This is a genomic window from Ensifer sp. Root1252 (assembly GCF_001425885.1).
GTDB classification, from domain to species: domain Bacteria; phylum Pseudomonadota; class Alphaproteobacteria; order Rhizobiales; family Rhizobiaceae; genus Ensifer; species Ensifer canadensis.
In genome coordinates this window covers 739,519-762,068 of the sequence record NZ_LMDT01000001.1, presented here as the reverse complement: position 1 = coordinate 762,068, position 22,550 = coordinate 739,519, and the positions used below count along the sequence as shown (strand labels likewise).

At 63.2% G+C, this 22,550-nt stretch carries 23 protein-coding genes and 1 tRNA gene; 13 read left to right on the top strand and 11 right to left on the bottom strand.

Features of this window, described 5'->3' with window-relative positions; all coding sequences use genetic code 11:
- Positions 1-224: 224 nt before the first annotated feature.
- Entirely contained in the window at positions 225-1,811 is a 1,587-nt protein-coding gene (locus tag ASD02_RS03780; protein WP_057219972.1) for a hypothetical protein, read from the bottom strand.
- Positions 1,812-2,329: 518 nt separating this feature from the next.
- Between ASD02_RS03780 and ASD02_RS03775 the strand changes: the two genes are divergently transcribed.
- Entirely contained in the window at positions 2,330-2,662 is a 333-nt protein-coding gene (locus tag ASD02_RS03775) for a DUF6665 family protein (RefSeq protein WP_025425513.1), read from the top strand.
- On the opposite strand, the gene ASD02_RS03770 is transcribed toward ASD02_RS03775, so the two are convergent.
- Both ASD02_RS03770 and ASD02_RS39490 read right to left on the bottom strand, forming a co-directional pair.
- Positions 2,663-3,436: a hypothetical protein gene (locus ASD02_RS03770; RefSeq protein ID WP_025425514.1), complete on the bottom strand. Its 774-nt coding sequence runs from the start codon at positions 3,434-3,436 to the stop codon at positions 2,663-2,665.
- Positions 3,437-3,572: 136 nt separating this feature from the next.
- The gene (locus ASD02_RS39490; protein ID WP_244445419.1) at positions 3,573-3,887 is read right to left on the bottom strand and encodes a BA14K family protein; all 315 of its coding nucleotides are present in this window, start codon (positions 3,885-3,887) and stop codon (positions 3,573-3,575) included.
- A 389-nt stretch (positions 3,888-4,276) separates the two neighbouring features.
- Between ASD02_RS39490 and ASD02_RS03760 the strand changes: the two genes are divergently transcribed.
- From ASD02_RS03760 to ASD02_RS03750, 3 genes are all read left to right on the top strand, one after another.
- Complete coding sequence (locus tag ASD02_RS03760; protein ID WP_025425516.1) at positions 4,277-5,704, top strand: phosphomannomutase; 1,428 nt, start codon at positions 4,277-4,279, stop codon at positions 5,702-5,704.
- A gap of 78 nt (positions 5,705-5,782) precedes the next feature.
- Positions 5,783-5,869 (top strand) — tRNA-Leu (locus ASD02_RS03755).
- A gap of 349 nt (positions 5,870-6,218) precedes the next feature.
- Complete coding sequence (locus tag ASD02_RS03750) at positions 6,219-7,169, top strand: adenylate/guanylate cyclase domain-containing protein (RefSeq protein ID WP_025425517.1); 951 nt, start codon at positions 6,219-6,221, stop codon at positions 7,167-7,169.
- Positions 7,170-7,189: 20 nt separating this feature from the next.
- Here ASD02_RS03750 and ASD02_RS03745 read toward each other — a convergent pair whose 3' ends face one another.
- The 3 genes from ASD02_RS03745 to ASD02_RS03735 all read right to left on the bottom strand — a co-directional run bounded on the left by ASD02_RS03745 (position 7,190) and on the right by ASD02_RS03735 (position 10,753).
- Positions 7,190-9,166 carry an adenylate/guanylate cyclase domain-containing protein gene (locus ASD02_RS03745; protein ID WP_057219971.1) on the bottom strand — a complete coding sequence of 659 codons (1,977 nt, stop codon included), beginning with the start codon at positions 9,164-9,166 and terminating at the stop codon, positions 7,190-7,192.
- Positions 9,167-9,310: 144 nt separating this feature from the next.
- Positions 9,311-10,342, bottom strand: coding sequence for a hydroxyacid dehydrogenase (locus ASD02_RS03740; RefSeq protein WP_025425519.1), 1,032 nt, complete (start codon positions 10,340-10,342; stop codon positions 9,311-9,313).
- Between the two features lie 99 nt (positions 10,343-10,441).
- A complete protein-coding gene (locus tag ASD02_RS03735) occupies positions 10,442-10,753 on the bottom strand; it encodes a hypothetical protein (RefSeq protein ID WP_025425520.1) in 312 nt (103 codons plus the stop codon).
- Between the two features lie 111 nt (positions 10,754-10,864).
- On the opposite strand from ASD02_RS03735, the gene ASD02_RS03730 reads away from it, so the two are divergent.
- The gene (locus tag ASD02_RS03730; protein ID WP_025425521.1) at positions 10,865-11,491 is read left to right on the top strand and encodes a ribonuclease D; all 627 of its coding nucleotides are present in this window, start codon (positions 10,865-10,867) and stop codon (positions 11,489-11,491) included.
- Between the two features lie 275 nt (positions 11,492-11,766).
- Here ASD02_RS03730 and ASD02_RS03725 read toward each other — a convergent pair whose 3' ends face one another.
- Both ASD02_RS03725 and ASD02_RS03720 read right to left on the bottom strand, forming a co-directional pair.
- Entirely contained in the window at positions 11,767-12,111 is a 345-nt protein-coding gene (locus ASD02_RS03725; RefSeq protein ID WP_025425522.1) for a VTT domain-containing protein, read from the bottom strand.
- 83 nt (positions 12,112-12,194) lie between these two features.
- Positions 12,195-12,476 carry a SelT/SelW/SelH family protein gene (locus tag ASD02_RS03720; RefSeq protein ID WP_025425523.1) on the bottom strand — a complete coding sequence of 94 codons (282 nt, stop codon included), beginning with the start codon at positions 12,474-12,476 and terminating at the stop codon, positions 12,195-12,197.
- Between the two features lie 296 nt (positions 12,477-12,772).
- Between ASD02_RS03720 and ASD02_RS03715 the strand changes: the two genes are divergently transcribed.
- Positions 12,773-13,228 carry a DoxX family protein gene (locus tag ASD02_RS03715; protein ID WP_025425524.1) on the top strand — a complete coding sequence of 152 codons (456 nt, stop codon included), beginning with the start codon at positions 12,773-12,775 and terminating at the stop codon, positions 13,226-13,228.
- Between the two features lie 81 nt (positions 13,229-13,309).
- On the opposite strand, the gene rnk is transcribed toward ASD02_RS03715, so the two are convergent.
- Positions 13,310-13,717, bottom strand: coding sequence for a nucleoside diphosphate kinase regulator (rnk, locus tag ASD02_RS03710; RefSeq protein ID WP_038576621.1), 408 nt, complete (start codon positions 13,715-13,717; stop codon positions 13,310-13,312).
- A gap of 362 nt (positions 13,718-14,079) precedes the next feature.
- Here rnk and ASD02_RS03705 point away from each other — a divergent pair, with 362 nt between their 5' ends.
- Genes ASD02_RS03705 through ASD02_RS03690 form a run of 4 tightly spaced genes read left to right on the top strand, consistent with a single transcriptional unit; the run spans position 14,080 to position 16,409 of the window.
- On the top strand, positions 14,080-14,835 hold the full coding sequence (locus ASD02_RS03705) for a type 1 glutamine amidotransferase (RefSeq protein WP_025425526.1): 756 nt from the start codon (positions 14,080-14,082) through the stop codon (positions 14,833-14,835).
- The gene (locus tag ASD02_RS03700; RefSeq protein WP_025425527.1) at positions 14,835-15,314 is read left to right on the top strand and encodes a GFA family protein; all 480 of its coding nucleotides are present in this window, start codon (positions 14,835-14,837) and stop codon (positions 15,312-15,314) included. Before ASD02_RS03705 ends, ASD02_RS03700 begins: the two co-directional genes overlap by 1 nt.
- Complete coding sequence (locus ASD02_RS03695) at positions 15,311-15,877, top strand: sugar O-acetyltransferase (protein WP_025425528.1); 567 nt, start codon at positions 15,311-15,313, stop codon at positions 15,875-15,877. The genes ASD02_RS03700 and ASD02_RS03695 overlap by 4 nt, the downstream gene beginning before the upstream one ends.
- 19 nt (positions 15,878-15,896) lie before the next feature.
- Positions 15,897-16,409: a GNAT family N-acetyltransferase gene (locus tag ASD02_RS03690; RefSeq protein WP_225906193.1), complete on the top strand. Its 513-nt coding sequence runs from the start codon at positions 15,897-15,899 to the stop codon at positions 16,407-16,409.
- Positions 16,410-16,779: 370 nt separating this feature from the next.
- On the opposite strand, the gene lepA is transcribed toward ASD02_RS03690, so the two are convergent.
- Positions 16,780-18,615 (bottom strand): translation elongation factor 4, encoded by a 1,836-nt coding sequence (lepA, locus tag ASD02_RS03685; protein WP_025425530.1) that lies wholly within the window; start codon positions 18,613-18,615, stop codon positions 16,780-16,782.
- Positions 18,616-18,687: 72 nt separating this feature from the next.
- The gene (locus tag ASD02_RS03680; protein ID WP_025425531.1) at positions 18,688-19,929 is read right to left on the bottom strand and encodes an MFS transporter; all 1,242 of its coding nucleotides are present in this window, start codon (positions 19,927-19,929) and stop codon (positions 18,688-18,690) included.
- 208 nt (positions 19,930-20,137) lie between these two features.
- On the opposite strand from ASD02_RS03680, the gene ASD02_RS03675 reads away from it, so the two are divergent.
- The 3 genes from ASD02_RS03675 (at position 20,138) to ASD02_RS03665 (ending at position 22,512) form a co-directional block, all read left to right on the top strand.
- Complete coding sequence (locus ASD02_RS03675) at positions 20,138-20,716, top strand: XRE family transcriptional regulator (RefSeq protein WP_025425532.1); 579 nt, start codon at positions 20,138-20,140, stop codon at positions 20,714-20,716.
- 2 nt (positions 20,717-20,718) lie between these two features.
- Entirely contained in the window at positions 20,719-21,246 is a 528-nt protein-coding gene (locus ASD02_RS03670; protein WP_025425533.1) for a GNAT family N-acetyltransferase, read from the top strand.
- A gap of 240 nt (positions 21,247-21,486) precedes the next feature.
- A complete protein-coding gene (locus ASD02_RS03665; RefSeq protein WP_025425534.1) occupies positions 21,487-22,512 on the top strand; it encodes a histone deacetylase family protein in 1,026 nt (341 codons plus the stop codon).
- Positions 22,513-22,550 lie beyond the last annotated feature (38 nt).

Below are 22,550 nucleotides of genomic sequence, written 5' to 3'. Positions count from 1 at the left end.
CCCGCGGAGAGCGATCTCCGCGGGCTTTTTGCTTGTGAGCGTTTCGTTCGGCTGCAGTGTCCTTGGTTTTCTGGATCGCTCTTCTGAAGTCGACCCGATCTAACGCGTATCGCGATCTCTAGGATTCGCTTGCGGCACTTTCAGCTCTTGATTTGCGCACGTCGTTCTCGCAGGACCAACTGCACACTTTTGCGCGACATGCTTTCGGCGATCAGTCCGGAGGGTCAGCCAAGACCGCCGAGCTTGCGATAGAGTTCGTAGACATCGGGCTCGGCGTTCCATTCGCCGCCCGTTTCACCCCTGCCGCCTTCGGTCTGCTGCTCATCTTGCGTGGCTTCGTCCCGTGCGGCTCCGCCGTCGCCCTGCGCCGCTTCGTGGTCGCCGTTCGGCTCTTCGCCGCCTTCGCCTCTGCCCTCGTCGCGCTCGCTCTTTTCCGCCTCGCTCTTCACGTCCTCAACTGCGATCGGATAGGGGATCATAGCAAAGGGTATCGCTTCGCGCGGCAGCCCGTTTTCGATCAACCGTGCGATCGCCTGTTGCATCGCCGGGTCGTCCGTCGGCCTCTGGGCGCGCTGGACGGCGGTGGCGCCCGCCGGGCCTGGTGGCTCCGTCTGGTCTTCCGCAACGCTCAGGGCGGCAAGCTCAGCGCCTGCAGCCGTATCGCGGGGGCGGAGCGGGTTTGCGCGGCCCGGCTCCGTGCCATCCGTCTCTGTATGGCTCGCTGCTGCGTCGGCTTCGGCGCTTTCGAGTTCGGGTGCGATCCCTTCGGGTCGGTCGGCGCCTGCAGGTTCTCCCGGCAGGCCGAGCGTATCGCGCACGATCGTCTTCAGCGCGTCCGAAAGCGCGCGGTCCGTACGGCTCTCGTTGCCGCGCGTCGTTGCCCTGTCGTTCTGCAGCTGATCCTCGCCTTCGTCGGCGTGGCCAGCCTCGGTGCCCGCATCCGTCCGGGCGGTGCCGTTGCGCAGCTCTGCTTCCTTGGCGGGCAAATCGGTATCGTCAGCCGCGGCGGCAGGGTGCGGCGACGCATTTTCCTCATCATCGACCGCTGCCTTGCCGGTAACAACCTCCGGATCGACGAGTTCGGGGTCGGTGTCGCCATTGATGATGGCGGCCAGGGCTTCGATCTCGGGGCCATCAAGCGAAGGCAGCCTGCCGGGCATCGCTCTCGGTTCTCCCCGCTCTGGCGAAGTCTGAGGCCGAACCGTTGCTGCGTCTTCAGCAGGTGGTGTCGCGTCCATCTCCTCCGATGCGAGACTCGACGTGTCACTCTCGCTGCCGACGCCAAAAGTTTTTTTCAGCGCGGTCTGCAGCATGGCGACCTCGCTTGCAGCCGGTGCGCTGGCGGCGGCCAGATGCAGCGGGATGGCTGGCTGCAGGGATGGGTTGCTGAGGCCGGGCAATGCGGCGCCCATGGAGGGTGGCGCCGCACCATTTCGGATGGCCGGCAGGTCTGCAAGGATACCGACCCGTAGCGCCAGGCTGCGACCGCCCAGTTGCCGCTCAAGCGCCAGGCGTTCCGGCATCGGCATCGATTCAAGAAAGGTGACGAGCCGTCGCACGAAGTCGCGCCCGCCTTCCTGTGGCAGCGGCGGGAATTTCAGGATGCGGGCAAGGTCCTCCATCAGCCGCACAAGCGCGTCCTTGGATAGGATCTCGCGGCCTGCGAGATGCCGGGTCAGCGCGTCGAGGACCTTCTGGATCGCTTCGCCGCGCTGGGCGGCAGTAAGAGGCGCTGCCGGTTGTTGGGGCCGAGCGCTTGCCTCCTCGGCAAGTCCGGTCGCGGTTTTGACCGTGAGAATGGATGTCAGCATTCTGGTCTCCCTCTCGCTTGACCCTCGCGTTGGCGCGCGGCCGTTGACAGCCGGCATCCGCATTTCACGCCGTTCCACGGATCACCTCGACCGTCCGTCGGGCAGGTTGTCACTTCGGTTCGGGCTGGCGCCTCATGCGCGTCTCGGCCAACCGGCCAGACCTGCCGCAGCTAAGGTGCGGATACGGGAATCGGCATGATGCTTCGATGTTAGGCGAGACAGGTTTATGAAATCTTAACCATGCGATGGGGTGCGACGGAGGTCGCAGTGCCTTGTCGCCTGGGCGCGCAAAGACCCGTTGCCGCACGAACCCTTTGCATCGCGACCGATCCGGCGGCAAGATGCACGCTGCAACCGCAGTTGCGCGTGTTACTGCATGTTTCCTTAAATCCTATTCGATTTAAGGATAAAAACATGCAGCAATTCAAAGTGCTACAGCGACCTTTGCGCGTCCAATAAGACGCGCGGCGCTGTAGTCAACGCGTGGCGCTATCCGTGTTGGAGCCATGGAGTTTCGGATGACCGTTCGCCCTCCAAGATCCCTGAACCCCTCCTATTCGGCTGCGGGTGCCCTCAGCGCTCTCGAATACGAATTGCTTTCGGAGCGTGCCGACGCGCTCGGGCGGCATGGCCTCAAGGTCGAAAAGGCGATCGCGGCATTGCAGGCGCTCGAGCGGAATGAAACGACGCCGGAGCTGCGCGAGCGGTTGCTCGACGATGCGGCTGACGCGGTCTGGGCGTTTTTTATCCAGCGCGAGATCTGCGGCCTGCGCGATAGCCGCGACGCTATCCGGCGCTATGGCATACCCAACCAGGTCATGGCCCGGCTGGGTATCGTCCGTCGGAAATGATCAGGCGGCGATAAACGTCTGGCTGGCGAGGCTGTAGCGACCGATCTCGTCGATCCGAACCGGCAGCGGGCGCTCGGCTTCGGCCTCGCGCGCGTCTTGCACGTCTTCCAGATTGTCCTTGGCCTGAAGCGCTTGTAACTCTTTCTGCTGCTCGGCGAGTGTCTCGGTGTCGGTGACGCGAGTCAGGTCACCAGTCAGGCTGTCCAGTTGCAGTTCGTCCAGCGACTTCGCCTCTGCAGCATCTGCAAGACGCTGTATCGCCTTCGTAGCGCCGTTGCTTTGGCCGGTGTTCGCAGACCCCTTGCTGTCGAGAGCCTCGTCCAGCTTCTTGCCCCGGCTGCCCTCGGGGTCCTTGATCGCCTCGATCAGTTCGTTCAGCGAGACATCGATATCCGTCAGGCCCAGCTTCTTTTCGATGTCACGAACGGTTGCCGGTGGCAGGTCCTCGACGATCTTTGACAGTGCGCTGCCAAAGGCGAAATCGGATTTGAAATCCTCTCGCTTCAGGTCGAAGAACTCGCCGACTTCCCGGATGAGCACCATCCGGTTGTTATTGGCATCGTTTCCTGCCTGATTGAAGAAATGATCGTTGATCTTGGTATTGGCTGCCTTCTGGGCGTCGTCCGACTTCACCTGGGCCTTCAGGATCTTGTCGTCCTTGGTGCCTTTCGCCTTTTCGTCCTCTTCCGCCTGGCGCTTCTCGATATCCTTCAGGATCGAGCCGACCAGGTTGGTCGTCGCGGTGGCGTTGGATTGCTGGGTCGGGAGCAGCATCATTTCATTCCGGCAAAGAGTTGCGAGCGTGATGAAACGGTATGATGGCGAGGTTAATTGCTGCTTAACCAGCCTTTCCAAGAAATTGGAGTTGGTAAAGCGGCGCAACGCCGGCGCTGCGCCGCTTGGGCGTGACCTATCGATAGGGCGAGTAGCAGGCGCGATAGACACCCTGATAGGTGAGGAACCGGTTGGTTGCCGGATTGTAGGAGCGGTAGCGCGAAAGGCACCAGCTCACATGCGCGTTGGTGCCGCCGCGAACGTAGTTGTCGCGGTAGTAGTAGCGCTCGCGGTAGTAGCGGCGGGGATAATTGTTGTAGTAGCCTCCATAGCCCGGTCCGAAATAGAGGCTGAAGCCCGAGCCACCATAATACGGGCCGCCCCAGCCTCCGCCGTAGTAGCCGGGGCCCCAGCCACCGCCCCATCCGCCACGCCAGCCGTTGGGATACATAACGCCTCCGTATCGCCTGTACGGGTAATATTGGGCCTTTTGGACATCGCCTTGCGCCCTGATTTGAACGTCGTGGCCTGACAGCGGCATGGCCAGGGCAGGCCCGACCGAGGTCATCAGGGAGGCGGCGGCTAAGGCGCAACCGACAACGAAATTCCGAAATCCCGTCATGCTTTCCTCACTTTCCGAAAGGGTTGCTTTCCGGTTGTGTCCCTGCTTCACATTAGGTGTTTTTTTCTTGGTTTATTCATGGCGAAATGGTGCGGATCCGTTCGGCCGATGGCCGGATTTCCACGCCGTCTGCCGTTCGGTATAGAATGCACCGGCGCGTTTGCCATGTCACTGTTATTCTTGCCTATTGCCGTTCGTTGGCATTCACGGAGTATAAGATGCAATTGAAGTTCGGTACCAGCGGTCTGCGCGGCCTGTCCGAGGAGCTGAAAGGCGAGCCGTCTGCACGCTATGCGAAGGCCTTCGCGCGGCACCTGATCGCCTCCGAGCAGGCGAAGGCCGGGGATCCGATCCTGATCGCTCGCGACTTTCGCGATTCCAGTCCTGAAATTGCGGGGGTTTGCGCCGATGCGCTGAAGAGCGAAGGCTTTCGCGTGTTCGATTGCGGCACTGTTCCGACCCCGGCACTGGCGCTTTATGGCCTCGTCCACAAAGCTGCGGGCCTGATGATCACCGGCTCGCATATTCCCGCTGATCGCAACGGCATCAAATTCTACCGGCCCGACGGTGAGATCGACAAGAACGACGAACTGGCGATCAGTTCCATTGCCGACGCCATTGCCGGCGAGGCCGTGCCTTCGGCCGGCTCCGGTGAAGACCATGCGGCGTCGGCCGCAGATCTGTTCCTCCAGCGCAACAGGGACCTGTTGCCACCCGGTTCGCTTGGCGGCTTGCGCATCGGCGTCTATCAGCACAGCACGGTAGCCCGCGATCTGCTCGTCGAGTTGCTGACGCATCTCGGCGCCGAGACGGTCGCTCTCGGCCGATCCGAGGACTTCGTGCCTGTCGATACCGAGGCGGTTTCGCCTAAAACGCTCGCCAAGCTTACCGCCTGGGCGCCTGAACATCGCCTGGATGCGATCGTCTCGGCCGATGGCGACGGTGACCGGCCGCTGGTTGCCGATGAAAAGGGCGCGCCGCTTCGTGGCGACCTGTTGGGCCTCGTCGCCTGCGAGTTCCTCGGTGCCCAGATCGCCGTGACGCCGGTCACCTCCAATTCGGGTCTCGAACGAGCCGAAGGTCTGTCGGTCATCCGCACCCGGGTCGGTTCGCCCTATGTCATCGCCGGAATGGCGCAGGCAGTTGCGGAAGGCGGCACGAAGGTGGCCGGCTTCGAGGCCAATGGCGGCACGTTGACCGCGAGCGACTTCTCCGTCGGCAATGGTGTTCTCAAGGCTTTGCCCACCCGTGACAGCTTCCTGCCGATCCTCGCCGTGCTTGGGCGCGCCGCCGAAGCCCGGATGACCCTCTCGGCGCTGGCCGCGTCCTATCGTCTTCCGGTCGCGCTTAGCGACCGCCTCGAACACTTCCCGGTCGAAACCAGCAGCCGGCTGATGGCGTTTCTGCGCGGTGGGGCGGAGAACCTCGGCGGCTTCCTTGCCGCCATTGGCCGTCCGGCTGCCGTCAGCGACATCGATGGTCTGCGCGTTACCCTTGCCGATGGTCGAACGATTCATTTCCGCCCGTCCGGCAACGCACCGGAAATGCGCTGCTATGTCGAGGCCGAGACGACAGCAGAGGCGGAATCGCTGCTAGCTCAAGGACTTTCCACAATTCGATCCTGGGCAAAAGTGACGTCAAACTGACCTTTTTCGTGTTCTGACACGAAAACTTCAAAATGCCTGTTGACACTTCGGCTCGGGCCTTTTACATGCCGGTCCGTCGCCCAGATGGCGGAATTGGTAGACGCGCCAGCTTCAGGTGCTGGTACTCGAAAGGGTGTGGAGGTTCGAGTCCTCTTCTGGGCACCATTCCTTTAGCCAAACATTTGTTTTGGTTCGAAAAACCCCGGCTTGCCGGGGTTTTTTCGTTTCTGGCTTTTGGCCTGAACGGCGAGCGACCACCGCAAGTTTGCCTGATGAAAAATGCCCGATTTCCCGAGTTCGAAACCGCGCGGCGGAGCCACGTTCCTGCATAGGGTTTGTGTGCCTGCTAGCGCGCCGCGTGAGCCATTTCTGCAGCGTCTGGTGCATCTGCGCGGTACAGGGTCATTCAGCCAGTAAGGAAGCCGTTGTGGCGGCGCGTCTTGCGATCTGTGGTAGGCTCGCTACTATTCAATCACCCGCTGCGGCGGCGGATTTCGAGCGAGGATCATCCGCGATGGCTGACACGCGTCGCAAGCTGACGACCATCTTCTCCGCTGACGTCCAGGACTATACCCGCCTGATGCGGGCGGACGAGGAGGGTACGCTTGCTACTCTCAAGCGGTACCGGGATGCCATGACGCGCCTGATCGAGGCGCATGACGGCCGGGTCATCAACACCTGGGGGGATGGGCTGATCGCCGATTTCCCCAGTGTCGTCGAGGCGCTGCGCGCGGCGATCGACGCCCAGAACGAGCTGGCCGGTTACAACGCGAGAAGCAAGGACGATGCGCAGATGCTGTTTCGCATCGGCATCAACCTCGGAGATGTGATCACCGAGGACGACGACATCTATGGCGACGGCGTCAACGTTGCCGCTCGCCTGCAGGCGTCCGCCCCTGCCGGCGGCATCGTGATCTCCAACACCGTCTATGACCAGGTGCGCAACAAGATCGCCGTCGGCTTCGAGTTTCTGGGCCAGCTTGAGGTCAAGAACATCGACGGCGGCGTGCCGAGCTATGCCGTGCGCATCGGTGCGTCCGATGACAGCGGGGCGGCTGCGGACCGCCAAGCCGAATGGGGCCGGTCGGCCGAGCAATCCGGCCGATCCGCGACCGTACCGATCGAAGCCGCGGCTGAACCGACGGGCCTGACCGGAAAGCTTATGGGAACGTTGGCGGTCATCGGCGCCGGCCTCGCGGCGCTCAATCTGCTGACCTGGCGCGGCGTGTTCTGGGCCGCATGGCCCCTGCTGGCATTCGCGGTTCTCGCGGCCTTGCGATGGGTGCGGGCAAACAGGAAGATCGACCGGGTCATCGGCACGCTTGCTGTCGCCGGTCTGGCTCTCGTCGCAATCAACCTCCTGTCCTGGCGGGGCGTGTTCTGGGCGGTGTGGCCGTTGCTTGCGATCGCTATTGCTGCTGGCATCCGTTGGGTCATGCGCCAGAGAGATGGCGTCCGGCGTTGACGGCGCGCGCTGCAGGCGCCTCAGGATGATGTCGTCGGTGATTTCAAGGCTGCATCCTCGACGATCGGCCGCGCGCTCAGCACCTCATAGACATCGAGTGCCGTGGCGCGCCCCTTGGCTTGCGCCGATCCGAGCGGCCGGAAGGTGATCGCGTCGGATGCCTGGGCGACGACGGCGCCGCTCGCCATGATCGTCGTGCCGTAGTTCTTGTTCATGCCTTCGAGTCGCGAGGCGACGTTCACCGTGTCGCCCATGGCGGTATATTGCAGCCGTTCCTTCGCGCCGACGCTGCCGACAACGGCGGTGCCAGTGTGGATGCCGAAGCGCGTACGGAACTCCGGCAGGCCCTTCTTGCGCTGCGCTTCGTTGAACGCTTGCAACCGTTCCTCGACTGCCAGCGCGCAACGACAGGCATTCTCCGCATGGCGCTCGTCTGGCGCCGGCGCGTTCCACATGGCAAAGACGGAATCGCCGAGGAACTGGATGATCGTGCCGTCATGGGCATCGACGACCTCGCTGAAGATGTCGAAATATTCCGAAAGCATCGCCACCACTTCTTCCGGCGCGTGGCGTTCGCTCAAGGTGGTGAAATCGTAGATATCGGTGAAAAGTGCCGTGACCTCCTGACGCCAGGCCGCGCGGCCGCTGAACTGGCCGGATTCGATGCCCTTGCGCACCAGTTCCCTCGGCACGTAGAGCGCGAAGGTGAAGATCGCGTCGCGTGCCCGGTTCATCGCCCCGCCGAGCGTGGAGATCTCGCTGACATGCGACGACACGTCGATCGGGGTGGTGAAATCCAGGTCCTGCAGCCGGTTGGCGCTGGCGGTCAACTGGTTGAGCGATTTAGTGATCAGGTGTGCGAGCACCAGCGACGACAGGACGGCGAGCGCCACTACGGCGCCGGATATTGCAAGCCCCTGGATCAGTGCCTTGTTGGCGTCGGCCATGAGTTCGTCGAGCGGGGCGGCGACGACCGCCCGGTGTCCGGTCAGCAGCAGCTCCGATTCGAGCGGTGTCACCATGACCAGATAGGTCCGGTCCCCCACCTCGGCGAAACCGGCCTTTCCAGGCGGTGGCGGGTTGAGGCGGATGCTTTGCACCAGCGGATCGTTCTGCGGCGGGACGATCGGATCGTCCCTGTCCTTGGCCGACATGATGCGTTTCATCATCGTCCGGTCGGAGTGGATGATCGGTCGGCCGACCGCATCGAGGATGAAGGAGACGGATCCCTTCGTCAGCCGTTCGCGCGACAGGAAATCGGTGATGGTGTCGAGAACCACGTCGGCGCCGATGACGATCTTGGGATTGCCGCGGTGCGCCTGCGAGATCGTCATGCCGAGCGCGCCGGTCGTTGCCATCTCGTAAGGGCCGTTCGACACGGCAGCCGTGCCGTCGACGGCCGACTGGTACCAGGGCCGGGTTCGCGGATCGTAGCCCGACGGCGGTAACCGTCGCTCCGACGTCGGTTCGCCCGCCTCGTCCAGGAAGATGACGCGGTTGATCGATTTGCCGCTGGCGTCGCGCTCCATCGAGCGGACAGCCATGGAGGCGCCGCGTGGGGCATCGAGCGCCATGCGCCAGGCGATGTGCTTGAGATCGACCACCTGGAAAAACGCGCCGCTCGGGTAGCCGACATAGACGCCGTCGATATGCGGCGAGCGGCTGATGCCTTCGCGCAGCACGGCCGCCTTGTCGTTCATGCGCTCCGGCGGAGGCACGAGGAAGGAGTTGGCGACCGACGAGACGAGGCTGACAAGCGCCGAGGTGTCGCCGGACAGCACGCCGAGACGATCGACCAGGCGGCCGGCAAAGCCGCGCATGTTGGATTCGGCATCCGCAATCGCGGCGTTGCGTGAGCGGTGATAGTCAAGCCCGACAAGGATGCCGGATACGGCGATCAGCATGGCGACCATCACCAGGCTGAACAGCGAACGCAGCGAACTGTTCCAGCTGTCGCGTATCCTGGTTCCGAGAAAGCCGGACGTCTTGTTGGCCATTGCGTGTCTCTGATCTCGCGCCTGTCCTGGCGATGCTACGTGCTTTTCCCATAGAACACGTTAATCGGGGGCAATGCATTCCCGGCCGTCAGCGAAACGATGAAATCTCCGATGGCGAAGAGCTTATACCAAGCTGGGTCGATATCAGTTGACCGTCACCGGCTTGGAGCGCATCCGTGCGACCGTCTCGCGCTCAGCGCGTTTGCAGCGCATCGGCGGCAGGTCCCGGTCCATCAGGTCCATGTCTTCCAGCACCATGTCGCCCATCTTCTTGAAGGCGCTGTCGAGCGCGCCCGCGCGGTGCGCCGAGCGCAGGAAGCCGGGCAGGCGGCGCACCCTGTGGTCGAGCGGAAGGGGCTCCTGCGGGAAGACGTCGCTGGCGGCAACGATATGCCCGCTTTCGACGGCGGCCATTAGCGCATCGAAATCGACGACGCCGGCGCGGCTGAGCAGGATGAAGGCTGCCCCCGGCCGCATGCTGGCAAAGGCCCTCGCGCCGAGAAAACCCTCATTCTCGCTGGTGACCGATGCGACGACGAAGACGAAATCGCTTTCGGTCAGCACGGTTTCCAGCGATGCCGGTTCGACGCCGTTGTCACGGAGGATAGAGGCCGGCATCCAGGGATCGAAGACGCGGATCCTGGCGCGGAAGCCTGACAGCACCCGGTTGAGCGCCTTGCCCAGGTCTCCGAAGCCGATGATGCCGATGTCCGAGCCGGAGAGCAGTCGCGCCGAGCGATTGCCGTCGCCACCCCAAAGCTCCCGGCCCTCGCGAAAGGCGAGATCGGCGTCGACGATGCCGCGCGCGATGTTGAGGGCCATCGCAAGCCCCATTTCGGCGACCGGCTCGGCAAATACTTGGCCGGTCGTGACGACGTGGACACCGCGTTCGAACAGCACCTCATAAGGCATGTTGTTGATCAGGTTGCTCTCGACATTGAGAATGGCCCGCAGCTTCGGCAGGCGCGCCAAGGTATCGTGGTCGAGCGGCGGTTGGCCGATGATGTAGCGCGCTTGCGACAGCACCTCGTCGCCAAGGCCGGCGATCTCATCCGGATCGGTCTCAACGATGCGGTAGCGCTCGTGCAGTTGCTTCAAGGCGTCGGCTGTGAAGATCAGGTCGAGCGTGCGCGGCGCCGGCACGCTGATGGCGAGCGGTCTCGTGTCGTTGGGCATTGTTCCTCCTCGGTGGAGGCAGAACACCTCCACAGTTCCTTGCCCAATTTTCTAGGAAGTATTCATCGGCTTGCCAAGCCGAACCGGTGCAGGTTGGTATTAGTAGCCGAGCCCGCGCTTCTGCCGGTAGAGTGACGGTGGCAAATCGCTACCCTGGAACACCGGGCCATCGCCGCGGCGGCAGTTGTAGATCGTGTCGTAGCGCGGCCCGCCGCGCGAGCTCGATTCGAACGGATAGTCGCGATCGACAAGTGTCTGCTGGCAGACGACCTTGTCGCCGTTGTCGTTCAGGGGATCCATCGGGCGCACACCGGGCAGGTCCCTATAGTTCTGCGCCAGCGCCGGCACGACCGTGAAGCCAAGCACGAGCGATATGATCGAAAGAGCCGAGGCGGTGCGAGAGGAGGTCATCAATGCGAGCTTTCGAAGGGTGCACCCGCGGCGAGGTGCCATGACACGGTTTCGCCAGGGCCAAACTTGCGCTATAGGCGACACCACTTCCGTTTCATCTGGGGATTTTCGATGGCGAATGCAATACGGTTCCATGAAGGCGATATTTCCGCAGCCGATGCCGCCCGCTACCGGGGCGCGATTGCCGTCGACACGGAAACTCTTGGCCTTGTCCCCCGCCGCGACCGGCTCTGCGTCGTCCAGCTTTCGCCGGGCGACGGCACCGCCGACGTGATCCGTATTGCCGCCGGCCAGAAGGATGCGCCGAACCTCGTCGCCATGCTCGCCGACCCGGCCCGGCAGAAGATTTTCCACTACGGCCGTTTCGATATCGCCGTACTCTTCCACACTTTCGGCGTGACGACGACGCCGGTGTTCTGCACCAAGATCGCCTCGCGTCTGACGCGCACCTACACGGATCGCCACGGGTTGAAGGACAATCTGAAGGAAATGCTCGACGTCGATATTTCCAAGCAGCAGCAGTCCTCCGACTGGGCGGCCGAGACCCTGTCTCCGGCGCAGCTCGAATATGCCGCATCCGACGTGCTGCACCTGCATGCGCTGCGCGAAAAACTGACGGGGCGGCTCTTGCGCGATGGCCGCATGGACCATGCGGATGCCTGCTTCGCCTTCCTGCCGACCCGCTCCAAGCTCGATCTGCTCGGCTGGGACGAGACCGACATTTTCGCCCATAGCTGAACGGGTCATACCAACCTGCGCTGATATTGACCTCTCGCGCCGGAGCGATTTTGGTTTCCGGCAAAGAGACAATCGCAACCGGACCCAAGCGGCGCGGTGAGGAGTGTCGACGCTATCAGGATGCCAAAAGCGCCCGGCCCTTCGGGTGGGCCGTGTATCGGCCACCGGCAGCGTCGCAATCCTCGACCGATGCCAAAGCATCGTCCTGCGGTATGCTCCTTGCCGGATGACCGCACGGTCCCACGCAAGACGTCAATATCAGCGCAAGGTTGGTATCACGGCGTCAGCCAGAGCACGATGGCGTAACGCGCCGCCTTGCCGATCGCCACGAACACCAGGAACAGTGCAAAAGGCATGCGCAACAGCCCGGCGACGAGCGTCAGCGGATCGCCGACCACCGGCAGCCAGGATAAGAGCAGCACCGGCTGGCCATAGCTCGCAAACAGCGTCTCCGCCTTCTGCCGCGCCGCAGGCGAGATCGGGAACCAGCGCCTTCCCTCAAAGCGGATCAGGAACCGCCCAAGCACGAAATTGACGACGGCGCCAAGGACGTTGCCAGCTGTGGCCGCGACGAAAAGGGCGACACGGCCGGTTTCGCCATGAAGTGCGGCGGCGACGATCGCCGCCTCCGACATGCCGAACAGCAGTGTCGCGGAGAGGAAGGCTGCCGAGAAAACGCCAGCGAGAATGCCGAAATCCAGGATCAGCTCCTGTCGGTGTGGCCGAGATCGCGCTCCGGCTCGATGATGTCGCGGATGCGCTGCTTCAATTCTTTCGGTCCGGGAAAACCGCCGTCACGCTTGCGCTCCCAGATCAGTTCGTCATTGACGCGGATCTCGAAATTGCCGCCGGTGCCGGGGATCAGCGCCACTTCACCCAACGATTGGCCGAAGGTCTGCAGCAGCTCCTGTGCCATCCAGCCGGCGCGCAAAAGCCAGTTGCACTGCGTGCAATAAAGGATGGTGATCCGCGGCTTCTCGTCCATCTGGTGGTTCCCGGCTGGTTTGTGCGCGGCAACATACTGCATAACCCCGTAAAACCGGAACCGGTTAAATGAGAAAATTACACAGCAGGTTTCAGGCGTTACACCGTCCCTGGTGCGTCACGCCGACCGCTTGGCGCGGTAGCGGTCGATCTGGAAACAACCGGCGGTCACGCGCCTCTCACGCAATTGTCAACTGATTTAGTCATGTTTGTCGCTCCCTTGCAAACGAAAAGACGCCCGGCGAGACATTGCTGCATTGCACATATTGTCGCAGCCACCTCCAAGAGGACCTACCCATGACTGATGCTACCGTCTCGACCTCCCGTCCCCGTGCAATCCTCCCGGCACTGGAAAAGATCTATCTGCCGCTTGATACCTTTGCCGAAACGCTGCTGCGCGTTCTGTGCGGCGTCCTGCTCGTAACCCACGGTTACGGCAAGATCATCAATCCCTTCGGGGCTGTCGGCATGGTCGAAAGCCTCGGCTTCTACCCCGGCGTCTTCTGGTCGCCGCTGCTGGCCGCCACAGAATTCTTCGGCGGCATCCTGATCGCGATCGGCCTTCTCACCCGTCCGGCCTCGGTTGCCGCGATGATCGTGCTGCTCGTCACTGTCTACTTCCATGGCGTTGTGCAGGACCAGGGCCTCGGTGGCGCCGAAAAGTCCATTCTCTGGGCAGCGATCCTGTTCTTCTTCGCCGTTCGCGGCGCCAACAGCCAGTCCGTCGACGCCAAGCTCGGCAAGCAGTTCTGATCGACCTTCGGGCAAGAGTTGATTGAAAAGCGGGGAGGGCGGTCTGACGACCGGCCTCCTCGACGCGTTTCGGGGGTGCGCTCAGGCCCGCTCGGCCGGTGTAACGTTGCGGATGGTCATCCGGTGGACCTTGCCGGAGCGGTCGTGCCAATCGATCGACTGGCCGACGGACAGGCCGATGAGTGCTGCGCCGATCGGCGTCAGCACCGAAATACGCCCAGCCTCGATATCGGCCTCGCCGGGATAGACGAGCGTCACCTGCTTGGCAAAACCATTGTCGGCGTCGAAGGCGACGGTGGATCCCATCTGGACGCTGTCGGCCGGCAGCTTGCCAGGGGTGGTCACCCGCGCCCGTTCGAGTTCGGACAGAAGCGCCTCGGCGACCTCGGGGATGCGGTCGAGAGCGGAGGAGGCAAGCGCCGTCAGACGCTTGTGGTCCTCGGCATTGATGATGATCGCGGGAAGTTTGTTACGGGCGGTGGTCGCCATGATGATAACCTGACGTTCTTGTCGACGGGCCATGGGCGCCGTCATTGCTGATTCTTTCTGGAAAAACGCGGCGCTCGGATCGTGGCATGGGAACGGAGGTTCTCATTTGCCGACGCGAAAGGCTCCCCTGACCCGGAGAGCGCAAGCATCCGGGCTGGGGTCAGGTTCCTGCGATCGGGCACACCCGGAAGCAGCGAAGGGAAGAAATCGCGAGCATCATGATATCAGGAAAGTCGGAAAGTTTGGCACGGAAGTCAAGGCCCGGCTGCGTTGGTCAATGAGCACCATGCCGGTTCTCTCCTCTTGAACCGGGGCGCATGTCGTGATCAATCTTCCGCCCATACGGCAAAGGGAAGGTGATGATGCGGGTACTGGTGGTGGAAAACATGGCGAAGACGGAGCTCGGCCAGGTCGGCACGGCGCTTCGCGAGGTCAAGGCCGAAATCGAGGTTCGCCGTGCCTATGCCGGCGACCCGGTGCCGACTGAACCCGATGGCTTCGATGCGCTGGTCGTGCTCGGCGGCGAGCAGAGTGCGCTCGACGACGAGGCTTTCCCCTATCTCCCGCAACTGGCAGCTCTGATGCGCCGTTTCGGCGACAGCGAGCGTTCCGTGCTCGGCATCTGCCTCGGCAGCCAGCTTTTGGCGCGTGCCTATGGTGCGAAGAACCTGTTGGGCGAAGCCAAAGAATTCGGCTGGCACGATGTGCGGGTGCGTGCCGAGGGGCAGAGCGATCCGGTGCTGGCAAGCGTCGGCGAAAGCTTTCCGATCTTCCAATGGCATGGCGATACCTTCACGCTGCCGGAAGGGGCGGTGCACCTTGCCGAAAACGATGTCACCCGGCATCAGGCGTTTCGCATCGGCCGTGCCGCCTATGGCACGCAATTCCACTTCGAGGCCGACACCGATCTCGTCGAGGATTGGAACCGCTCGTTCCCGCAGACGATCAATCGGCTCGACCCCAACTGGTTGGCAGAGTACCCTGCCCATGCCCGGCATCATGGCGAAAAGGCCAATGCCGCCGGTCTCGCTTTGGCGCGCGCCTGGGTCGCCACCATCAGGCGTGGCGATGCTATTGCCGCAGCGTCGGGCGACGAGGTGCTGGAGGAGGCCTGCTGATGGATAAAACCATTGCTGGCGGCTGCTTCTGCGGACGCATCCGCTATCGGCTGAAACGGCGGCCGATGTTCGTCAACTGCTGCCATTGCACCGATTGCCAGCGACAGGTCGGAAGCGCCTTCGTTGTCAATGGCGTTATCGAGCGTGAGAACATCGAGCTGACGGCAGGCGAACCCATCGTCGTGACGCTGCCGACCGAGAGTGGCCGGCCGCACGATGTCTATCGCTGCGGTGAATGCCAGACGGCGCTCTGGAGCGATTACGGCCGTCGCGGCTGGCTCGCCTTCCTGCGCATTGCAAGCCTCGATCGGCCTTCGGATTTCCCGCCGGATGCCCATATCTTCACGCGCTCGAAGGTCTCCTGGCTATCGCTTCAAGGCGGCGCCCCGGTCTTCGACATCTATTACGACATGGCGGCACTGTGGCCGGCGGAAAGCCTGGCGCGGCGTCAAGCGGCCGAGGCAAGGGCAAAACCGTGAGCGCCAGCGAGCGCGGCAAGATGGCGGCGGGCGATTGGTACTGCTGCCTCGACCCGGAACTCGAGCGGCTGCGTCAGCGCGCGCGTGACGCGGTGCACCAGCACAACACCATGGCACCCGATGCGCGTGGGTCGATGGCGCCGGCGCTTCGGGCGCTGTTCGCGAGCGTTGCCGATGATGTTCTCATCGAAGCGCCGTTTCATTGCTCCTATGGCATCAACATTTCGCTTGGCCCCCGCGTCTATCTCAATGCCGGCTGCACCATGCTGGACAGCGGCCGCATTTTGATCGGCGAAGGTTCGATGCTAGGCCCGGGCGTGCAGATCTATTGCGCCGAGCATCACAAGGACGTGCCGCTCAGGAGCCGTGGCATCGAGATCGCAAGGACGGTCGAGATCGGCAAGGACGTGTGGATCGGCGGCGGCGCCATCATTCTCGGTGGCGTGACGATCGGCGATGGCGCCATCGTCGGGGCCGGCTCCGTCGTCACGAGAGACGTGGCGGCGGGCGCGACGGTTGTCGGCAACCCGGCGCGGCCTCTGCCGCAATCCGGCAAGTTGTAGTTCAAAAGAGAGGTTTTTGATGGTCGACCAGATGACAACAATCAAGGTGCGTCCGACAACGCCTGCCGACGTGCCGGCGCTCTGCGCCTTCCTCAACGAGATCATCCGGATCGGCGGCACGACTGCCAATGAGACGCCGTTCACACTCGAAAGTTTTACCGCGCACTACCTCGCCGGCCCGGGCTTCGTCAGCTGCTTCGTTGCCGAAGATGTCGACGGCCGCCCTTGCGCGTTCCAGGCACTGGAACGCTACGACGGATTGCCGGAAGGCTGGGCCGATATCGGCACGTTCTCCCGCCCTGATGCCAAGGTGCGCGGCGCCGGCTCGGCGCTCTTTGCGGCCACGAGGGACAATGCCCGTGCGCTGGGCCTCACCGCGATCAACGCCACCATCCGCGCCGACAACACGGGCGGCCTTGCTTATTACGGCAAGATGGGTTTCGTCGATTACAAGGTGGACAAGGCGGTGCCGCTCAAGAGCGGCCTTCCGGTGGATCGCATCTCGAAGCGGTATCTGCTCACTGAGAGCTGAAGACGGCTGGTGGTCGGTGGTGGCCTCGGGTCAAGCCCGAGGATGACGGCGGTCGGGTGTGAGGCTGAACAGAAATCAGCTCTGCTTTGCAGCCTCCCCGTGGGCGACTGCCCCGAGATCCGTTGCTGGCCAGGACCACCTCCCACTGTCATCCTCGGGCTTGACCCGAGGATCCATGGACGAGCTCTGCCCCGCTGCCGGGCCATGCTGACATCGTCACGAACTGCAAAGAGGCGATCGTTATTTCGAGATTTTGCAGGTGGATCCTCGGCTCAAGTCCGAGGACGGAGACGCCGTCAGCGAACGTCTGCAAGCAAGGGCGTGGCGTCAGGCTCTCCCCTTCGCCACGCACGTCATTGGTGTCTGACGCTTATTCGTCGCCCATCTTGAGCGCGGCGATGAAGGCTTCCTGCGGGATCTCCACCTTGCCGAACTGGCGCATGCGCTTCTTGCCGGCCTTCTGTTTTTCCAGAAGCTTGCGCTTGCGGGTGGCGTCGCCGCCGTAGCACTTCGCCGTCACGTCCTTGCGGAGCGCCGAGATGGTCTCGCGGGCAATGACGTTGCCGCCGATCGCCGCCTGGATCGGGATCTTGAACATGTGCTTCGGGATCAGCTCCTTGAGCTTCTCGCACATTTCGCGACCGCGCTTTTCGGCCGCCATCCGGTGCACCATCATCGACAGCGCGTCGACCGGCTCGCCGTTGACGAGGATCGACATCTTCACAAGGTTGCCTTCCTTGTGGTCGGTGATCTGGTAGTCGAACGAGGCATAGCCCTTGGAGATCGACTTCAGGCGGTCGTAGAAGTCGAACACGACTTCGTTGAGCGGCAGGTCGTAGGTCAGCATCGCGCGGGTGCCGACATAGGTCAGCTCGATCTGAATGCCGCGCCGGTCCTGGCAGAGCTTCAGAATGCCGCCGAGATAGTCGTCGGGCGTCAGGATCGTCGCGCGGATCCACGGCTCGTGGATCTCGGCGATCTTGACGACGTCGGGCATGTCGGCCGGGTTGTGCAGCTCGCGCTCCGAACCGTCGGTCATGAACAGCTTGTAGACGACCGAAGGCGCCGTCGCGATCAGGTCGAGGTCGAACTCGCGCTCCAGGCGCTCCTGGATGATTTCAAGGTGCAGGAGCCCGAGGAAGCCGCAGCGGAAACCGAAGCCGAGCGCGGCCGACGATTCCATTTCGAACGAGAACGACGCGTCGTTGAGGCGCAGCTTGCCCATCGCCGAACGCAGGTCCTCGAAATCGGCGGCATCGACCGGGAACAGGCCGCAGAACACCACCGGCTGCGCCGGCTTGAAGCCCGGCAGGGCCTTGGCGGTCGGGCGCTTGTCCTCGGTGATGGTGTCGCCGACGCGGGTATCGGCCACTTCCTTGATCGAAGCGGTGATGAAACCGATCTCGCCCGGGCCGAGCGCGTCCATGGCCACCATCTTCGGCGTCAGCACGCCGACGCGTTCGATCGTGTACTTGGCGTCGGTGCCCATCATGCGGATGGTCATGCCCTTCTTCAGGGTGCCGTCGATGATACGCACGAGAACCATGACGCCGAGATAGGCGTCGTACCAGCTGTCGACCAGCAGCGCCTTCAGCGGTGCGGTATCGCCGCCCTCGCTCTTCGGCGCCGGCAGCTTGGTGACGATCGCTTCGAGAACATCGGGAATGCCGAGGCCCGTCTTGGCCGAGATCAGAACGGCTTCGGAGGCGTCGATGCCGATCACTTCCTCGATCTGTTCCTTGATCCGCTCCGGCTCGGCGGCGGGAAGGTCGATCTTGTTGAGCACGGTGACGAGCTCGTGATTGTTGTCGATCGCCTGGTAGACGTTGGCGAGCGTCTGGGCTTCCACCCCTTGGCTCGCATCGACGACCAGCAGCGAACCTTCGCAGGCCGACAGCGAACGCGAGACTTCATAGGCGAAGTCGACGTGGCCGGGCGTGTCGATGAGGTTCAGCACGTAGGTTTCGCCGTCATTGGCCTTGTAGTGCAGACGCACGGTCTGGGCCTTGATGGTGATGCCGCGCTCGCGCTCGATATCCATGCTGTCGAGCACCTGCTCGGACATTTCCCGCTCGGCAAGGCCGCCCGTCGACTGGATCAGTCGGTCGGCCAGCGTCGATTTGCCGTGGTCGATATGGGCCACGATCGAGAAGTTACGGATATGCGACAGGGGCGTCTTGGAAGATGTTGTGCTCATGGGCCGCATATAGCAGTGCCTTCAAGCCGCGCAAAGCGGGAAATGAAGGCTTCGTTCACTATAAATGAGGGGCTGCGGCGGCTATTCGGTTCTGGCATCCGCGTCGATCAGCGCGCCGGCATTCGGCACCTGCGCGCTCTTCAGTTCGAAGGTCTCGCGCTCGCCGGCGGGTACCTCGTCGCGTTTCCTGAGGCGTATCAGCACGAACAGCGCATAGAGCGCCGCAACGACCATCGCCGCATAGATGAAAGTACGCGGCCCGAACACCGGCGTCAGCAGCGTGACGAGCATCGGCACCAGGGTTGCCGCCGCCGACCAGGCGACCAGCATGGTGCTGGCGAGCGGCACGAAATCCGCCGGATCAGTGCGGTCGTTGGCATGTGCGTTGGCGATGGAATAGACGGTCTCGACCGCACCGGCGAACAGCGCGAAGACCACCATCAGCATGAGAAGATTGCTGAAGGTCGCCGAGAGCGCGAAGAAGCCGGCGGTAACGATCAGCAGGCAGGTGGCGATCAGCACCAGCCGGCGGTCGATCCGGTCTGATAGCGTGCCCATCGGATACTGGATGGCGATCAGCCCGAGCTGCATCACGAACATCAGGTTGGCAACGTCGCCCTGGCTCACCTGATTGGCGGCCGCATAGATCGGCGTGAAGCCCTGTACCACCATCGAAAGACCGCCAGCGGCAAGCACGCCGATGAAGGCGACAGGTGAGCTGCGCCAGACCATCGGGATATCGATGCTGACCTTGGCCGGCGCCGGCGGTGTGGGCAGGCGCGTCAGGCCGATCGGCAGGATGGCAAGTGCCGTGAAGAAGATGGTGATGAGCGGCGGCAGGTTACCGTCGACGGGGATCTGTCCGAACAGCCAGGCGCCGGTGCCAAGCCCGATCACGTAGGCCATGTAGAACATCGCCATCGCCCTGCCGCGCCAGTGGTTGTCGCTCGCATGATTGAGCCAGCTCTGACTGATGATGAAATTGGTGTTTCCGGCAGCACCGTAAAGGCCGCGGGCGAGCACCCAGAGGATCGGGTGCATGCCGAGACTGATCGTCAGCGCCGAAAGGATGACCAGCGCCATCGAGCAGGAAAACGCCCGGGCATGGCCGACGCGGCGGATCATCGGTCCGGCGATCACGCAGCCGACAAGCCCGCCGAAGGCAATCATGGTGACGGCGGCGCCCGGCACCCAGTCCGGCGCATCGGACCGGGTCAGCACGAAAGGCACATAGGCGAGCATCATGCCGTTGCCGATCGCCACAGCCGTCATCGACATGACGATGCTGGCAATCGACGTCAGCGAGGAGGGTTGCTTGTCCATGTCGTGCCGGTCCGTTTCATCAGCCGTGACGGCCTGTTTCGTGAGGTCGTGCTAAATTATTGAGCGGGAACGTTTTTTCGCTCAGGATGCCCGTTGCGGACCTTAGCCGAAAGCGCGTTGTCGCAATGTCGCCAAAGCGGCATTGTCAGCCTTTATTTTCAGTTCCCGAGGTCTTTACTCTATTATATGAGAAATGTAATCTCAAATAATGGAAATCACCGGCGACCCACTCGAACAAGCCATCGGCGAACGCGTCCGTTCGCTGAGGGCCGAGCAGAACCTGACACTTGACGATCTGGCGACGCGGTCCGGCGTCAGCCGGGCCATGATCTCGCGCATCGAGCGCGGCGAGGTGAGCCCGACGGCGCAACTGCTCGCCAAGCTTTGCAGCGCCCTCTCGACTACGCTGTCGGCGCTCTTTGCCTTTGACGGCCAGCAGGCTTCGCCGGTTGCACGGCGCGCCGATCAAAGACTTTGGCGGGATCCGGAATCCGGCTATCTGCGCCGCTCGGTCTCGCCTGATGGTGTCGGCTCGCCGGTCGATATCGTCGAGGTCGAGTTCCCGCCGGGCGCGCGCGTCGTCTTCGAACGCCAACCGGCCGATCGGGGCATTACGCAGCACCTCTGGCTTTTCTCCGGCCGGCTCGAACTGACCATGGAATCCGGGTCGCATGTGCTTGAAGCCGGCGACTGCCTGTTCATGGGGCTCGAGCAGGGCCACGTCTTTCACAATCCCCATGATGAGCCGGCTCACTATGCCGTCGTCCTTTGCCGAACCAGGGTTTGACCATGCCTGACATCACGATCCGCCTGCTCAACGAAGCCGAAACCCGTTCCGCCATGCCGGCGCTTGCCGAGGTGCTCTCCGATTGCGTCGAGGGCGGCGCATCCGTCGGTTTCATGCAGCCCTATCCGCCGGAGGCGGCGTTGCCCTACTGGGATGGCGTCGCCAATGCGGTTGCCGCCGATGAAACGCTGCTGATAGTTGCCGAAGACGAGGGGCGGATCGTCGGCACGGTCCAGGTCGGCGTGGCGCAGATGCCCAACCAGCCGCATCGCGGCGATCTGAAGAAGCTGCTCGTCCATCGCGCCGCCCGCGGCAAGGGCGTCGCCCGGCTGCTGATGCAGGCCGTCGAACGGGAGGCGGCGGCACGCGGCAAGGTGCTGCTTGTGCTCGACACGGCAACCGGCAGCGAGGCGGAGGCGATCTATCCACGCCTTGGATGGGAACGCGTCGGCGTCATTCCCGATTACGCCATGTGGCCGGAGGGCGGCCTGTGCGCCACGACGCTTTTCTACAAGCGCATCGCGGCGTAGGGGGATCGCCGCTCCCTCGGATGCCCCTCCTTCAGTGTCGCTGCCCCTCACCCCAGCCCTCTCCCCGCTTGCGGGGAGAGGGGGGACTGGAGTTTGCCGCGCGTCTCCTTCGCCTCGCTTGCGGGGAGAAGGTGGCCGGCAGGCCGGATGAGGGGCGCCCGCTGAGGTAGCCAACGGCCCGAACCCTGCGCTAGCTTGCCGACGCTTCGCTCGCTTCACGAACTCAACCGGGACATTGCCATGCGCGTTTTCTATTCCGAAGATCACAAGCTCCGTGAGGCCAGGACAGAACTCTTCGGTGGCGAACTGGTGGCGCCGTTCGAGGCGCCGTTTCGTGCCGAATGGATTTTGGCGGCGGTGAAGGAGGCTGGCTTTGCCGATGTGGTTGCGCCCACGCATCACGGCCTGGAAACGGCCCTCAAGCTCCACGCGGCCGACTATCTCGACTTTCTCGAAACCGCCTGGGCGCGCTGGGTCGCTGACGGTTATCGCGGCGAAGCGATCCCGACGTGCTTCCCGGCGCGCCGGATGCGCCAGCACCCGCCCAAGGATATCGACGGCGCGCTCGGCTATTACGCCTTTGCCGCGGAAACATCGATCACTGAAGGCACCTACGTCGCCGCGCGCGCGGCGATGAATTGCGCGCTTTCGGCTGCCGAGCATGTGGACGCCGGCAACACGGCCGCCTTTGCGCTTTGCCGCCCGCCCGGCCATCACGCGGCGATCGATCTCTATGGCGGCTACTCCTTCATCAACAACGCCGCCTGCGCCGCCCAGCGGCTACGCGATCTCGGTGCTGCCAGGGTCGCAGTGCTCGATGTCGACTTCCATCATGGCAACGGCACGCAGGACATCTTCTATGGACGCGGCGACGTCTACTTCGCCTCGCTGCATGGCGATCCCGTCGACGCTTTCCCGTACTTTCTCGGCTTTGCCGATGAAGAGGGGGCTGGCGAAGGCCTCGGCACCACGAAGAACTATCCCCTGCCGCGCGGCACGGCCTATTCGGCCTGGTCGGCCGCGATGGACGATGCACTTCATCGCATCGAGACCTTCGGCGCCGAGGCGCTGGTGGTTTCGCTCGGCGTCGACACGTTCGAGCGCGATCCGATTTCGTCGTTCAAGCTGAAGTCGGAGGATTATCTGCGCATGGGCGAGAGGTTGAAGAGGACGGGCCTGCCGGTCGTCGTCTGCATGGAGGGCGGCTACGGTGTGCCCGAAATCGGCCTCAACGTCGCCAATGTGCTCAAGGGCATTGCTACCTGAGCCTACTCCGGCCGTCAGGCAGCCGCAGATTTCTCACG

Excerpts from the sequence above, each read along its gene's own strand:
- ASD02_RS03735 (WP_025425520.1), bottom strand. The coding sequence starts at position 10,753 with ATGACCTCCTCTCGCACCGCCTCGGCTCTTTCGATCATATCGCTCGTG.
- ASD02_RS03720 (WP_025425523.1), bottom strand. The coding sequence starts at position 12,476 with ATGGACGAGAAGCCGCGGATCACCATCCTTTATTGCACGCAGTGCAAC.
- ASD02_RS03760 (WP_025425516.1), top strand. The coding sequence starts at position 4,277 with ATGCAATTGAAGTTCGGTACCAGCGGTCTGCGCGGCCTGTCCGAGGAG.
- ASD02_RS03690 (WP_225906193.1), top strand. The coding sequence starts at position 15,897 with ATGGTCGACCAGATGACAACAATCAAGGTGCGTCCGACAACGCCTGCC.
- ASD02_RS03675 (WP_025425532.1), top strand. The coding sequence starts at position 20,138 with ATGGAAATCACCGGCGACCCACTCGAACAAGCCATCGGCGAACGCGTC.
- ASD02_RS39490 (WP_244445419.1), bottom strand. The coding sequence starts at position 3,887 with ATGTATCCCAACGGCTGGCGTGGCGGATGGGGCGGTGGCTGGGGCCCC.
- ASD02_RS03750 (WP_025425517.1), top strand. The coding sequence starts at position 6,219 with ATGGCTGACACGCGTCGCAAGCTGACGACCATCTTCTCCGCTGACGTC.
- ASD02_RS03705 (WP_025425526.1), top strand. The coding sequence starts at position 14,080 with ATGCGGGTACTGGTGGTGGAAAACATGGCGAAGACGGAGCTCGGCCAG.
- rnk (WP_038576621.1), bottom strand. The coding sequence starts at position 13,717 with ATGGCGACCACCGCCCGTAACAAACTTCCCGCGATCATCATCAATGCC.
- ASD02_RS03715 (WP_025425524.1), top strand. The coding sequence starts at position 12,773 with ATGACTGATGCTACCGTCTCGACCTCCCGTCCCCGTGCAATCCTCCCG.
- ASD02_RS03670 (WP_025425533.1), top strand. The coding sequence starts at position 20,719 with ATGCCTGACATCACGATCCGCCTGCTCAACGAAGCCGAAACCCGTTCC.
- ASD02_RS03730 (WP_025425521.1), top strand. The coding sequence starts at position 10,865 with ATGGCGAATGCAATACGGTTCCATGAAGGCGATATTTCCGCAGCCGAT.
- ASD02_RS03770 (WP_025425514.1), bottom strand. The coding sequence starts at position 3,436 with ATGCTGCTCCCGACCCAGCAATCCAACGCCACCGCGACGACCAACCTG.
- ASD02_RS03775 (WP_025425513.1), top strand. The coding sequence starts at position 2,330 with ATGACCGTTCGCCCTCCAAGATCCCTGAACCCCTCCTATTCGGCTGCG.
- ASD02_RS03780 (WP_057219972.1), bottom strand. The coding sequence starts at position 1,811 with ATGCTGACATCCATTCTCACGGTCAAAACCGCGACCGGACTTGCCGAG.
- ASD02_RS03745 (WP_057219971.1), bottom strand. The coding sequence starts at position 9,166 with ATGGCCAACAAGACGTCCGGCTTTCTCGGAACCAGGATACGCGACAGC.
- ASD02_RS03665 (WP_025425534.1), top strand. The coding sequence starts at position 21,487 with ATGCGCGTTTTCTATTCCGAAGATCACAAGCTCCGTGAGGCCAGGACA.
- lepA (WP_025425530.1), bottom strand. The coding sequence starts at position 18,615 with ATGCGGCCCATGAGCACAACATCTTCCAAGACGCCCCTGTCGCATATC.
- ASD02_RS03700 (WP_025425527.1), top strand. The coding sequence starts at position 14,835 with ATGGATAAAACCATTGCTGGCGGCTGCTTCTGCGGACGCATCCGCTAT.
- ASD02_RS03740 (WP_025425519.1), bottom strand. The coding sequence starts at position 10,342 with ATGCCCAACGACACGAGACCGCTCGCCATCAGCGTGCCGGCGCCGCGC.
- ASD02_RS03680 (WP_025425531.1), bottom strand. The coding sequence starts at position 19,929 with ATGGACAAGCAACCCTCCTCGCTGACGTCGATTGCCAGCATCGTCATG.